The 11,817-nt window shown below is 41.4% G+C and carries 12 protein-coding genes; 8 read left to right on the top strand and 4 right to left on the bottom strand.

Annotated elements, in window-relative coordinates; genetic code table 11:
* Positions 1 to 114: 114 nt before the first annotated feature.
* Positions 115 to 1,386, bottom strand: coding sequence for a glycosyltransferase family 4 protein (locus tag VB740_RS19685; protein ID WP_323201607.1), 1,272 nt, complete (start codon positions 1,384 to 1,386; stop codon positions 115 to 117).
* A gap of 285 nt (positions 1,387 to 1,671) precedes the next feature.
* Here VB740_RS19685 and VB740_RS19680 point away from each other — a divergent pair, with 285 nt between their 5' ends.
* From VB740_RS19680 to VB740_RS19645, 8 genes are all read left to right on the top strand, one after another.
* Complete coding sequence (locus VB740_RS19680) at positions 1,672 to 2,850, top strand: DNA cytosine methyltransferase (RefSeq protein WP_323201606.1); 1,179 nt, start codon at positions 1,672 to 1,674, stop codon at positions 2,848 to 2,850.
* A gap of 166 nt (positions 2,851 to 3,016) precedes the next feature.
* The gene (gene deoC, locus VB740_RS19675; protein WP_323201605.1) at positions 3,017 to 3,697 is read left to right on the top strand and encodes a deoxyribose-phosphate aldolase; all 681 of its coding nucleotides are present in this window, start codon (positions 3,017 to 3,019) and stop codon (positions 3,695 to 3,697) included.
* 87 nt (positions 3,698 to 3,784) lie between these two features.
* Entirely contained in the window at positions 3,785 to 4,711 is a 927-nt protein-coding gene (gene recO, locus VB740_RS19670; protein WP_323201604.1) for a DNA repair protein RecO, read from the top strand.
* Complete coding sequence (locus VB740_RS19665; protein ID WP_323201624.1) at positions 4,698 to 6,335, top strand: MFS transporter; 1,638 nt, start codon at positions 4,698 to 4,700, stop codon at positions 6,333 to 6,335. The genes recO and VB740_RS19665 overlap by 14 nt, the downstream gene beginning before the upstream one ends.
* Before the next feature lie 353 nt (positions 6,336 to 6,688).
* Positions 6,689 to 7,837, top strand: a complete 1,149-nt coding sequence (locus VB740_RS19660) for a glycosyltransferase family 4 protein (protein ID WP_323201603.1) — start codon at positions 6,689 to 6,691, stop codon at positions 7,835 to 7,837.
* A gap of 58 nt (positions 7,838 to 7,895) precedes the next feature.
* On the top strand, positions 7,896 to 8,072 hold the full coding sequence (locus VB740_RS19655; protein ID WP_323201602.1) for a DUF6888 family protein: 177 nt from the start codon (positions 7,896 to 7,898) through the stop codon (positions 8,070 to 8,072).
* Positions 8,069 to 8,245 carry a DUF6887 family protein gene (locus VB740_RS19650; protein ID WP_323201601.1) on the top strand — a complete coding sequence of 59 codons (177 nt, stop codon included), beginning with the start codon at positions 8,069 to 8,071 and terminating at the stop codon, positions 8,243 to 8,245. The genes VB740_RS19655 and VB740_RS19650 overlap by 4 nt, the downstream gene beginning before the upstream one ends.
* A 179-nt stretch (positions 8,246 to 8,424) precedes the next feature.
* Positions 8,425 to 8,868, top strand: a complete 444-nt coding sequence (locus VB740_RS19645; protein ID WP_323201600.1) for a DUF29 domain-containing protein — start codon at positions 8,425 to 8,427, stop codon at positions 8,866 to 8,868.
* A gap of 87 nt (positions 8,869 to 8,955) precedes the next feature.
* On the opposite strand, the gene VB740_RS19640 is transcribed toward VB740_RS19645, so the two are convergent.
* The 3 genes from VB740_RS19640 to gpmI form a co-directional block, all read right to left on the bottom strand.
* Positions 8,956 to 9,771 (bottom strand): peptidase, encoded by an 816-nt coding sequence (locus VB740_RS19640; RefSeq protein ID WP_323201599.1) that lies wholly within the window; start codon positions 9,769 to 9,771, stop codon positions 8,956 to 8,958.
* Positions 9,772 to 9,781: 10 nt separating this feature from the next.
* Complete coding sequence (gene secG / locus VB740_RS19635) at positions 9,782 to 10,015, bottom strand: preprotein translocase subunit SecG (protein ID WP_094328436.1); 234 nt, start codon at positions 10,013 to 10,015, stop codon at positions 9,782 to 9,784.
* Positions 10,016 to 10,147: 132 nt separating this feature from the next.
* Entirely contained in the window at positions 10,148 to 11,746 is a 1,599-nt protein-coding gene (gpmI, locus tag VB740_RS19630; protein WP_323201598.1) for a 2,3-bisphosphoglycerate-independent phosphoglycerate mutase, read from the bottom strand.
* Positions 11,747 to 11,817 lie beyond the last annotated feature (71 nt).

The following is an 11,817-nucleotide window of genomic DNA, read 5'->3' as shown; positions in this document are numbered from 1 at the left end:
TAGCCCAGCCTAAACAGGGTAAGAAAATTAGGCTGCAACAGCCAGAGCAATTGGAGCAGAATCGTTAGGGTTTTGAGTTTAGCATTTTGTGTAATCTAACCCCACTGCTGTAAATTAAACTTCTTGTTTCCTAACTCTTGTGGACTGAATTGCTCCACGTTCTGCCGTCAAGGAGTAACACAAGGACTCATACTGATTTAAAGCTTGCTCAAAAGCATAGTTTTCAACGGCATATTTGCGACTTTTATAACCTAGAGTTTTGACTTTTTCCGGGTTTTGGTACAAATCTAAAATTGCCATTGCTAAAGCTTGAGGATCTTCTGGAGGAACGATAATTCCACCGCCACTTTGCCTAACAGCTCTTGCTGCTGTACCATTATCAGGGACAGAGGCAACTAAGGCCGCGCCACTAGCAAGTAGCACTTGAATTTTTGACGGCATATTGAAGGATACAACATTTTTCTTTTGCACCACCAAGCCAACATCAGCAGCTGCCAACATTTCTGGCAAATATTTGCGGGGTTGAAATGGCAATAGCAAAACATTATCTGCGCCGCAGTCTAGACATTCTTGTTGCAATCGCTTTAAACCTTTTGCCTCTCCAACGATGACAAAAACAATATCTGGGATATGGCGTAACACAGAAGCAGCTTTAACGACGCTTTCTAAGCCTTGGGTTAGGGCAATGTTACCAGAATAAAGTACTACAAATTTGCCATTCAGGTTATGTACGGCGCGGAAAGGGTTATTTTCTTTAGGCAAAGGGCGGATAAAATTTACATCAACCCAGTTGGGAATCTGCACAATTTTGTCAGCTTTTACACCCTTAGTTCGCAAATTGTCCACAAACCCATCGGCGATGACGCTAATTTTACTGGCACTGTGGTAAGCAAATTTTTCCAACACTGCAAATAACTTTATAAGCAATTTATTTTTCAGCAGACCGACATGGACGGCTGCTTCTGGTAATATATCTTGTAGATTTAAGATCACAGGACAAGCACGTAACCATCCTAAAAGAGCGACTGGTACACAGCTTGGCAAAGATGGCGATGTTGAGAGAATCACATCTGGACGCCAACCGATAAGGGCAGGCAAAAAACTAGTGACAACAAAACTAGCATCTAGTAACACCCGATCTAATAGATTGGGTTGGGGACGAATCCAAACGTAACTGCGTTGGATTTGAACACCATTTTTGTATTCGTTGAGATACAACTTGCCCCGATATTCCTGGTAAATTTGACGCTCAGGGTAGTTGGGCATAGCAGTAACTACGCGCACTTGATGCCCACGCTTCACTAGTCCCTCTGCTAATTCAGTCATTAGTGGGGCAATACCGATTGGCTCTGGATAATAGTTGTAGGAGTAAATTAAAATTCGCATAAAAATTAGTCCGAATTACCCCGAATTTTTATTTAATGACAAATATTTGTCTTAAACATGATTTAGAGTTTGAAAACTCCTATATTTAATTGTGACTTCATCCTCTTTTTCTGTCAGGTATTTTCCTTAAAGATTGAGTAAATTTTGATATTAAATACTTAGATTAGATGTGAATTTTTTTCCTATTTAAGCAATATTAAAATTGTTTATTTTTGACTGGTACGTAAGTATAAACCCCATGTTTTCCGATATTAATTAAGACTCTCTCACGGCACTAGTTATTGAATGAGCGATCGTCCTTGTATTTTTTCCTTTTTTGCTGGCTCAGGTTTGCTAGATTTAGGTTTTGAAACCAGCGGTTTTAACATTGTTTACGTCAATGAAATTTTTTCACCATTCATGGCGGCATATCGGTATTCACGGCAGATTCTCAATCTACCGTTGCCAGAATATGGGTATCATGACGGAGAAGCAGGAGATATAACACAACTTCTCGAAGGTTTACAAACACAACACCTCAGAGAGTTAGTACAAGACTGTCGCAAATCTAATAATATTGTCGGCTTCATTGGTGGGCCTCCATGTCCTGATTTTTCTATTGGCGGGAAAAATAGAGGACATTTAGGAGAGAATGGCAAGCTTTCCGCTTCTTACGTTGAATTAATTTGCCGCAATCTTCCAGATTTCTTTTTATTTGAGAACGTTAAAGGATTGTGGAGAACGACAAAACACCGTTTATTTTTTGAATCGCTCAAGCAACAATTACTGGAAGCAGGCTATATATTAACAGAGCGGTTAATTAATGCTATCGAATATGGTGTACCTCAGGATAGAGAAAGAATTATTCTCATTGGTTTCCAAAATACTTTGATAAAGGATATAGGAATAAAATACAGTATTGAAAAGTTACTATCTGAAGAGATTTTTCCTTGGAACAATCATATTTTGTATCCTCAAAAAAAGGTTTTTGTTTATCCTTGGTGTAAGTGCGATCCATTTCAAGAAAATTCTATAATGCCTTGCCCTGATGGCATTCCTCAAGAACTAACCGTTGAATACTGGTTTAGAAAAAATAATGTGCTAAAGCATCCCAATGCTGATAACTGTTTTCAACCAAGGGCAGGTATCACCAGATTTGCTGCTATTGATGAAGGTGATGATTCTAAAAAGTCTTTCAAGCGTCTTCACAGATGGCGTTACTCTCCGACAGCTTGCTATGGAAATAATGAAGTACATTTGCATCCGTATAAAATCCGGCGAATATCTGTGGCGGAAGCTTTAGCCATACAATCTTTGCCTGCAACTTTTGTGCTTCCAGAGAATATGTCGCTCACAAATATGTTTAAAACTATTGGTAATGGCGTCCCATATTTGACATCAAAGGGGTTAGCTAAAACTATTATTAACTTCTTAGGAATTAGTGTGACAAATGCTGTTGATATTCCTAATCTTACTACTGCCTAATGTCAACTTAAACACTTACAGTAATTCTGCGATATATACAAAGCTGACATCCAAGAGAAGTCAGCAGCTTGTTTTCAGAATAAACTCGTAATAAATATGGTTTAATATATATATAAGAAATGTTTTAATTTTTTATAAACTTTAATAATTACTGGCAGAAGACACGATGGCAGCAGACTATCCAAACATTGATATTGCGCCATTTATCGATCACTCCCTCTTAATGCCAACGGCTACTCCAGAGCAGGTTGAGCAGTGGTGTGAAGAAGCATACAGATTCAATTTTGCGGCGGTTTGCTTGTACCCCGCCTATGTCAAACAAGCAGTCGAACTCCTGCATGGTAAAAACCCAAAAGTCTGTACGGTGATTGGCTTTCCCTCTGGTGCAACGACTTCAGCAGTGAAACTGTATGAGGCTCAAGAGGCGGCGGATAATGGGGCCACTGAGTTGGATGTGGTAATGAACTTGGGCTGGTTGAAAGCTGGAAAAACTGAAGAAGTCCACCGGGAAATTGCTGAAATTTGTGAAGAAACTGGGCAAACTGTCAAGGTCATTTTGGAAACTAACCTGTTGACAGATGCCGAAAAAAAAATAGCTGCTGAAATAGCTATGGAGGCGGGAGCGGCATTCTTAAAAACTAGTACAGGTTGGAATGGTGGTGCAACAGTGGCAGATGTACGTCTTTTGCAGGAATTTGCAAAAGAAAAAGTGGGAATTAAAGCCTCAGGTGGTATCCGCACTATCAATCAAGCTCTAGACTTAATCGTAGCGGGTGCTACTAGATTAGGCACATCTCGCGGTATCGATTTGATCCGCCAGCGCGATAACCTGGGAAAGGGTGAATAGTCATTTGTCATTTGTCCTTTGTCCTTTGCAAATGAAGAATGACCAATAACTAATGACTAATGACTAATGACTAATGACCAATGACTAATGAGTAGAACCTACAAAGCAACTGGAATTAATCTTAAAACTCAGGTGCTGGGAGAATCGGATAAAATAGTGACGATTTTGACACCAGAATTCGGTCTGATTCGAGCAGTAGCTCCAGGGGCACGCAAGCACAACTCCAGCCTGGGCGGTAGGAGTGGTATGTTTGTTGTGAATGAACTATTGATTGCGAAAGGGCGATCGCTTGATAAAATTACTCAAGCACAGACGTTAAAAACTTATCCTGGTTTAGCTAAAGATTTAGGAAAATTGGCTGCCAGCCAGTATTTAGCAGAAATAGTCCTATGTCAAGCTTTAAGCGAACAACCCCAAGAAGAACTTTATGAGTTGTTCAATGAACATCTCCATCGGTTGGAGGCATTGTCTAGTGCAAATCCATCTAGGGTTTTGGCTCATCTAGCTCATGGGGTGTTTCACCTTTTAGCGTTAGCAGGAGTAACGCCACAAGTGCAAGTCTGCTGTTTATCTGGACGTTCCCTAAAGCCAGACTTTACAAACCCCAACTGGCAGGTAGGATTTAGCATCCCTGCGGGTGGAACGGTTTGCTTAGAAGCTTGGGAAAGTTTACGAAGAGAGGGGCAGAGGAGCAAAGTAGCAGGCGAGCAGAGGAAGATTAATAACCAATTCCCAATGCCCCATGCCCCATCCCCCATGCCCAATGCCCAAACAGTTGTTGTGCATCGGCAAGAAATACCTGTGATTTCTAGTCGTCCGGGTGCTATGGAACTAGCTTTGCTTCAACATCTGTCACAACCAGAGATAATGCAAATTGATGGTGCTAGAGATCATGACTGGTTATCTGTTGAGCAGATTTTGCGCCAGTATGCTCAGTATCAATTAGGTCGCCCTATCCGCTCTGCTACCTTGATCGACTCTTATTTTGCTGCCAACCATGATGCAACCGTCTGATTTGGATAAAAAAATCCTGCCTTTGTCTCCAAGCCTCGCTAAAAAACAGAATAGGGTATCAGAACCTACAGTCAGGAATCACTTGAGCGCCGTTTCCAAGTGTACACCTAGTCAAATTAATGGCCAAGAAATGTCCCCAAAAGATGTTTCTGAAAACGATCAAAGTTGGACAGATCAGATCCCAAAAACTGATGTTCCAAGTCAATCAGAAAGAGAATCTGAGGACAAATTAACCACTGCCCAAGGAGATAGTAACGGGCATTTGCCAGTAGCTACTATCCCAGAAAAAGAACCACAAAAATTAGATGGATCTGGTTCAGGTGGGGAAAGTGGTTTAGTAAATTTCAAACAACAGGGGTTTTTGCCTGTATTAAAAAACCCTAATTTCCTGGCTCTTTGGGGCGGTCAAGTTTTTTCCCAACTAGCAGATAAAGTTTATTTGGTGCTGATGATTGCTTTGATTAATACTCAGTTTCAGGCTAGTAATCAAAGTATTAGTGGTTGGGTATCAGCCTTGATGATGGCTTTTACGATTCCAGCTGTATTGTTTGGTTCCGTGGCTGGTGTATTTGTCGATCGCTGGTCGAAAAAGGCTGTGCTGGTGGCAACAAATATATGGCGCGGCATCCTGGTTTTGTCAATTCCCTTTCTGATGTGGTTGACTCATGACTGGAAACCCATAGGAGTACTGCCTGTGGGTTTTTTGATCATTCTGGGTGTAACTTTTTTAGTTTCGACGCTGACGCAGTTTTTTGCACCAGCAGAACAGGCGGCAATTCCCTTAATGGTAGAAGAACAGGATTTGCTCTCGGCAAACTCGCTTTACACAACAACGATGATGGCATCGGTGATTGTTGGATTTGCTGTCGGGGAACCATTGTTAGCGATCGCAGATGGACTTTGGCTGCAAATTGGTGGTAGTGGTAGTTTGGGCAAAGAATTTTTAGTCGGTGGTAGTTATGCGATCGCAGGACTAATTTTATTCCTGTTGGCAACTAATGAAAAACACCATGACCCCGGTACAGAATTCCCTCACGTATTCTCTGACTTGCGAGATGGTTTTGCCTACCTCAAAGCAAATCATCGCGTCCGCAATGCTTTGCTTCAGCTAATTATATTGTTTTCTGTCTTTGCAGCATTAACTGTTCTAGCCGTTCGCATGGCGGAAATTATTCCCAACATGAAAGCCTCGCAGTTCGGCTTTTTACTAGCAGCCGGCGGTGTTGGCATTGCTGCTGGAGCAACAATTCTCGGTCAATTTGGTCAACGCTTCTCCTATACCAAGCTAAGTCTGTGTGGTTGTATGGGCATGACAGCATCCCTGATTGGTCTATCAATATTTACAACCCAACTGTGGCTAGTTCTGTTACTGGTGATGCTATTAGGTATCTTTGGGGCACTAGTGGGTATTCCTATGCAAACAGCGATCCAAACAGAAACACCTCCAGAAATGCGTGGTAAAGTCTTTGGTTTACAAAACAATGTAATTAATATTGCTCTTTCCTTACCTTTGGCATTAGCAGGTGTAGCAGAAACCTTTGTAGGATTACAGGCAGTTTTTTTGGGATTAGCTGCGATCGTGGTTTCAGGAGGTATATTATCCTGGTATAACTCACAGAAGTAGTTATCAGCTAACAAGAGCTATTATTCATTACCTTAAAGTAATTAATATTTACTTAAAGCTTTTCTGTTCATGGTAAACTATGCTCAGTGAAAATTTATCACATACTTGCGGGATATCAATCTGACATTAGTCAAAATAAGTTGTTTAAATATCATAAATTAACAACTTATAAGTAGAATAAATAAAGCCATAAACCCACTGGTTTAATCAGCTTAAAATAGGCTTTTTAAACTAAATTATGTTGGGAATCTGTAATAACTAAAAAAACCAGCAAGTATAGCTAGATAAAATAAAAATCACGAAGGACACACGAGTAATAGATCAAACCCGCTTTTCTTACAGCTAAATAAAGAATGCGTATAGCCTGGATTGGAAAAAAATCACCCTTTTGCGGCAATGTCACCTACAGTCGAGAAATTACAAATGCCTTGCTAGACAGGGGACATCAAGTTAGCTTTCTTCACTTCGCCCAGGAAGAGTCTGAACCTGACAATTGGCCAAATCTTCGAGAGGTTTCCCTCCCTTTCATTTACAAGTCCCAGGTTTATACAATTCCCACTTTTAAAGCGACCAAAGTTTTAACCGATTCGTTGCGGAAAATCAAGCCAGATATAGTCCATGCTTCCTTGACGCTATCTCCTCTAGACTTTTTTCTACCAGAAATCTGTGAAGAACTGAGGTTGCCCCTAGTTGCCACTTTTCACACACCGTTTGCTGGCAAGGGAGCAAAGCTGATATCGGGAACACAACTTTTGGCTTATCAGCTCTACGCACCTTTTTTAGTTAACTATGATCGCGTGATTGTATTTTCTCAAATTCAGCGAGAATTATTGGCAGGAATGGGTGTGAGGAAAGAAAATATAGCCGTAATTCCCAACGGTGTTGATACCGCGAAGTATTCTCCAGGGTTTTCTCAAGTCAAAACAGAATTTAAAGCCGAACGTTTATTTGTCTATCAGGGTCGAATCGCGCCAGAGAAAAATGTCGAAGCCCTGCTCCGGGCTTGGAAGCAGTCGGCAATGGGACCAGGTACTAAGTTGCTAATTGTTGGCGATGGGCCTTTAAAGTCTTCTTTAGAGCAATTTTATGGTTCAGAATACGGCATTATCTGGTTGGGATTTATCGCTGATGAAGACCGACGCATTGAGATTTTGCGGGGCGCAGATGTATTTGTTTTGCCTTCATTGGTAGAGGGTTTGTCCCTATCTCTGTTAGAAGGAATGTCATGCGGGCTAGCTTGTTTAGCAACAGACGTGGGTGCAGATGGAGAAGTATTGGAAAAGGGCGCAGGTATAGTTATTAGTACTAAAACAGCGCGATCGCAATTAAGAACCCTCTTGCCAGTGTTGCAAGACCATCCAGAGTTAACAACCTTACTGGGGCAAAAAGCCAGACAGCGTGTATTAGACCGCTATACCCTTAGTAAAAATATTACTCTGCTGGAAGAACTTTATAAAGAAGTTTTAGCACAGCGACCTCTACCGCTAAGTCGTAGAGCGTAGGCAACCCCAGTTGTTACAACAGATAGCGCAGCGTTAACGGAAAAGTAGACAATAGCAAATGGAACCAACCATAGACCAACTCAAAGCCTTTTTCCGTTTAAGCGTTCGCACCAGTAATTTACTACGGAATATAGAATTAGTTAGATTTGATCAAAGAACAAACAGAATCGTAGTTTTAATCGGTGAAACAATTCAGGTAGAGATTCTTAGCAATGGAGAGGAGATTATCGGATGAGTGACTATTTAAATTTGTCAGAAAAAGAACTGCGGGAATACGTAAAAGCCAACCCCCAGGATGAAGAAGCATTTCAATATTTCCTCAGTATTATGAGAGCCAAGCCAGGGCGGGTAGTGGTCAGTACTGATGAACAACTAGAGGCAGAGCTTAAGAAAAGACTGGCATCGTGAAATTGCTCTTAATCCCCAACAAGATCCGATAAAGAGATTTAAAACGCTGGAAAACTAATGGTAGTGCATCATCTCACCCAAAGCAATGCCATAAAATGTAAATAATTATCGGCAAAAATTAATAAATTAGTTAACATGAAATAATAAATAATAGTAAATTAAAGCTACAAAATCAAAAAATGACTGCAATCATCGACATAAAAACATTATATGAATCCAATTACCTGCAATGGTTAGAAGAGACCATTAAATGTCTCAAAAATCGACAATTAGCAGACATTGACTATGAAAACTTAATAGAAGAATTGGAAGATTTGGCTAAAAATGAAAAAAGGCGAGTCAGAAGTTTATTGGAACAGATTATTAGACATTTATTACTTTATCGATATTGGGATTTAGAAAAGCCAAGAAATGCTAATCATTGGGCAGCAGAAATTATTAGTTTTCGTAATCAACTAAATGAAGATTTAAGTGCCAATTTACGCAATCATTTAGAGGAGAATTTCAGCATAATTTATAACAATGCTTTAGATTATGTTAAAGCTAAAACACATTTTACTAATTTACCTGAATTATCTCCTTATACCTTAGAACAAATTTTGGATAAAAATTGGTTGCCTTAATCTTCAATTTTTTGATTGTAAGTAATGATAAAGTCGGCTCGCTATTAGTAGCATTTTTTCCGTAGTGACGAGCTTATAGTCTACCTATCAATTAATATTTGAATTATCCACTAACGACCATCCTAAAGTAGTTGGCTGTTCATAAACCCGCTTTAAAGTATTTACATCTCTGGAAGAAATAGGCGGCGGTTGACGAACTTGAGAAAAATATAGCGCATCAGTTTGTAGCGGACTATGACCCCAAATTCCTAGCGCATGACCGAATTCATGGCGGGCTGCTGCAATGAGATACTCACCTGTTTGACTGGGACTTAGCAAGATGGTGAAGCGGTGAGATAAAACTTTGTTGCTGGTGTACAACTTGTAAGTAGTTTGTGCCGATCGCGCACGAGGTATATTACTACCAGGGGAAATTTGTAGAGGTGGCGCTTTTCGCACAATCGTAATATCAGCAATTTCTGGCTGTTTGATTACTGTTAAAGGTAAATAAGTACTCCACTCTTGTACACCCTGTAATACAGCGTTAACCCATGCTTGAGCTTGTTTTTGGCTAACGGCTTTTGGTGGTTCTACGTAAACTCTTACAGGAAATTGTGACCAGATTAAATAACCAACTTGAGTTGTTGTGACTTGGGAAAAGTAGTCACCACTATTAGTATTATCTTGCCACTGTGCAAGTGTAGGCGGTAAGGGATGGGGTTTTGGGGGAGACGAAGTAGAGAGAGAAATTTTTAAGTCTGAATATACATATTTTGGTATTATTGTAAACCCATAACTCGAATGAAGATTAATACAAACGATAAACAGCCCTGTGCCAATAAATAAGGCAAGAGCTGTAATTAACCGTTGTGAGATTAAAGTTATTAGGATGTTAAGTATTTGGTGTTGGGTTTTTTTCCCCATTTACCTATCCTTATTTAGGTAGCCAACCAGCACTTAAAACTACTGTTAAACCGAGAAAAATTACTGTCAATGCCCAAGTAATTCGGTTTAAGGTGTTTTCTGCACTTTTGGTGCTGCTAAATAGCTGGGCTTGTCCGCCAATGGCTCCAATGCCATCACCTTTTGGGCTATGCAATAAAACCAAGATAATCAAACCAGTGGCGGAAAACGCCCAAATGCCTTGCACGATATTAGTAACTGTCATGGTGGAATCTCATTTATAACAAGTTTTAAAAAACAGGAGTCAGGAGTCAAGAGTCAGAAGTCAGAATTCTGAATTCAAAAGTTAGGAGTTCACTAAAAACTCCTAACTTAGCACTCAGCACTCAGCACTATTTTACAGCCCTACTTGCACGGGAGTGCGAGTGCGTTGCAGTTCATAATCTGCTGTTTTCAGCAGCGATCGCCCGGTCATTTCTGGTGGCTGAGGCAGCTGTAAAATCTCTAGAATTGTGGGGGCAATGTCGGATAGCTTGCCATCGCTTCGCAGTTCGACATTTGTACCATATCCAGGGATTTTGACTTTCTCGCCTTCTACCAAGATCAAGGGGACTGGGTTAGTGGTGTGGGCTGTCCAGGGATTACCCCCATGATCTAGCATATACTCAGCGTTACCGTGATCGGCAGTAATAATTGTTGTACCGCCTGCTTTGATAACGCTCTCTAACAAGCGTCCCAAACAGCGATCAACTGTCTCAACTGCTGTAATGGTAGCTTCGATTTGACCAGTATGCCCTACCATATCTGGGTTAGCATAGTTAATCACAACTAAGGAATACGTACCTTTTTGAACCGCAGCGATCGCAACATCTGTAACTGCTACTGCTGACATTGCTGGGGCGTGATCATAAGTCGCTACCATCGGGCTGCTTACCAGTTCCCGATCTTCTCCAGCAAAAGGTTCCTCTAGACCCCCATTAAAGAAATAGGTGACGTGGGCATATTTTTCTGTTTCGGCGGTGCGGAACTGATTTAGACTATGATTGGCTATGACTTCTCCCAGAATATTACTGAGATTCTGCGGCTCAAAGGCTACAGCCACGGGTAAGTCTGAATCATACTGTGTAAACGTGACAAAAGACAGTGGTGTAATTTGCTGTCTTTCAAAACCGTTAAACGTGGGACTGACCAAAGCTTGAGTCAGTTGTCTGGCGCGATCGGGGCGGAAGTTGAAAAATATCACCCCATCCCCTGGTTCTATTGCGCCGGGTGCAATTCGGATGGGGTTAATAAATTCATCTTTTACCCCTTCGGCGTAAGATGCTTGCAAGATTTCCACAGCGTTGCGATTATCAACCACACCATCTTGAGTCATCACGTCGTAGGCGCGTTTGACCCGATCCCAACGGTGATCACGATCCATCGCGTAGTAGCGACCGCTAAGGGTGACTATGCGCCCAATTCCTGTGCGGTCTATATAATTTTGGAGCATTGTGATTGCTCTTACACCGTCAGTTGGGGCGGTGTCACGACCATCGGTAATGGCGTGAATACAAACTTCTGGAATTCGCTGGTCTTTGGCTAAGTCAAGTAGTCCGAATAGATGGGTGATATGAGAATGTACCCCTCCCTCAGAACAAAGCCCGACTAGATGCAGCTTGCTATTCCGAGAGCGAACTTCCTGGCAGATTTTAACGAGTGCTGGGTTTAAGGCAATAGAACCGTCTTCGACCGCATCAGAGATGCGTACCAGTTCTTGCGGTACAACTCGCCCAGCACCAATGTTCAAATGACCTACTTCCGAGTTGCCCATTTGACCTTCTGGCAACCCTACGGCTTTTCCTGAGGTGCGGATGAGGGTATGCGGGTAAGCTGCCCATAAACTGTCCACAATGGGAGTTTTAGCAGCAACAATAGCGTTTCCTCGCTTCTCCTCGCAGTAGCCCCATCCGTCTAAAATGACTAGCACCACAGGAGCAACAGGTGCTTTGGTCATAGTAAAATTGCCCTTTACTTTTTGTAATACCCGAATGATACCATTGCTAATCCACGCCGCAAGTGAATTTT

Origin of the sequence: Nostoc sp. UHCC 0251, assembly GCF_034932245.1 — a bacterium.
In the GTDB taxonomy this organism is placed as follows: Bacteria; Cyanobacteriota; Cyanobacteriia; order Cyanobacteriales; family Nostocaceae; genus Nostoc.
This window is presented reverse-complemented; position numbering and strand designations above follow the sequence as displayed.

Bases quoted from the DNA above. Each gene is read 5' to 3' on its own strand.
- VB740_RS19685 (WP_323201607.1), bottom strand. From the start codon at position 1,386: ATGCGAATTTTAATTTACTCCTACAACTATTATCCAGAGCCAATCGGT.
- VB740_RS19680 (WP_323201606.1), top strand. From the start codon at position 1,672: ATGAGCGATCGTCCTTGTATTTTTTCCTTTTTTGCTGGCTCAGGTTTG.
- deoC (WP_323201605.1), top strand. From the start codon at position 3,017: ATGGCAGCAGACTATCCAAACATTGATATTGCGCCATTTATCGATCAC.
- recO (WP_323201604.1), top strand. From the start codon at position 3,785: ATGAGTAGAACCTACAAAGCAACTGGAATTAATCTTAAAACTCAGGTG.
- VB740_RS19665 (WP_323201624.1), top strand. From the start codon at position 4,698: ATGCAACCGTCTGATTTGGATAAAAAAATCCTGCCTTTGTCTCCAAGC.
- VB740_RS19660 (WP_323201603.1), top strand. From the start codon at position 6,689: ATGCGTATAGCCTGGATTGGAAAAAAATCACCCTTTTGCGGCAATGTC.
- VB740_RS19655 (WP_323201602.1), top strand. From the start codon at position 7,896: ATGGAACCAACCATAGACCAACTCAAAGCCTTTTTCCGTTTAAGCGTT.
- VB740_RS19650 (WP_323201601.1), top strand. From the start codon at position 8,069: ATGAGTGACTATTTAAATTTGTCAGAAAAAGAACTGCGGGAATACGTA.
- VB740_RS19645 (WP_323201600.1), top strand. From the start codon at position 8,425: ATGACTGCAATCATCGACATAAAAACATTATATGAATCCAATTACCTG.
- VB740_RS19640 (WP_323201599.1), bottom strand. From the start codon at position 9,771: ATGGGGAAAAAAACCCAACACCAAATACTTAACATCCTAATAACTTTA.
- secG (WP_094328436.1), bottom strand. From the start codon at position 10,015: ATGACAGTTACTAATATCGTGCAAGGCATTTGGGCGTTTTCCGCCACT.
- gpmI (WP_323201598.1), bottom strand. From the start codon at position 11,746: ATGACCAAAGCACCTGTTGCTCCTGTGGTGCTAGTCATTTTAGACGGA.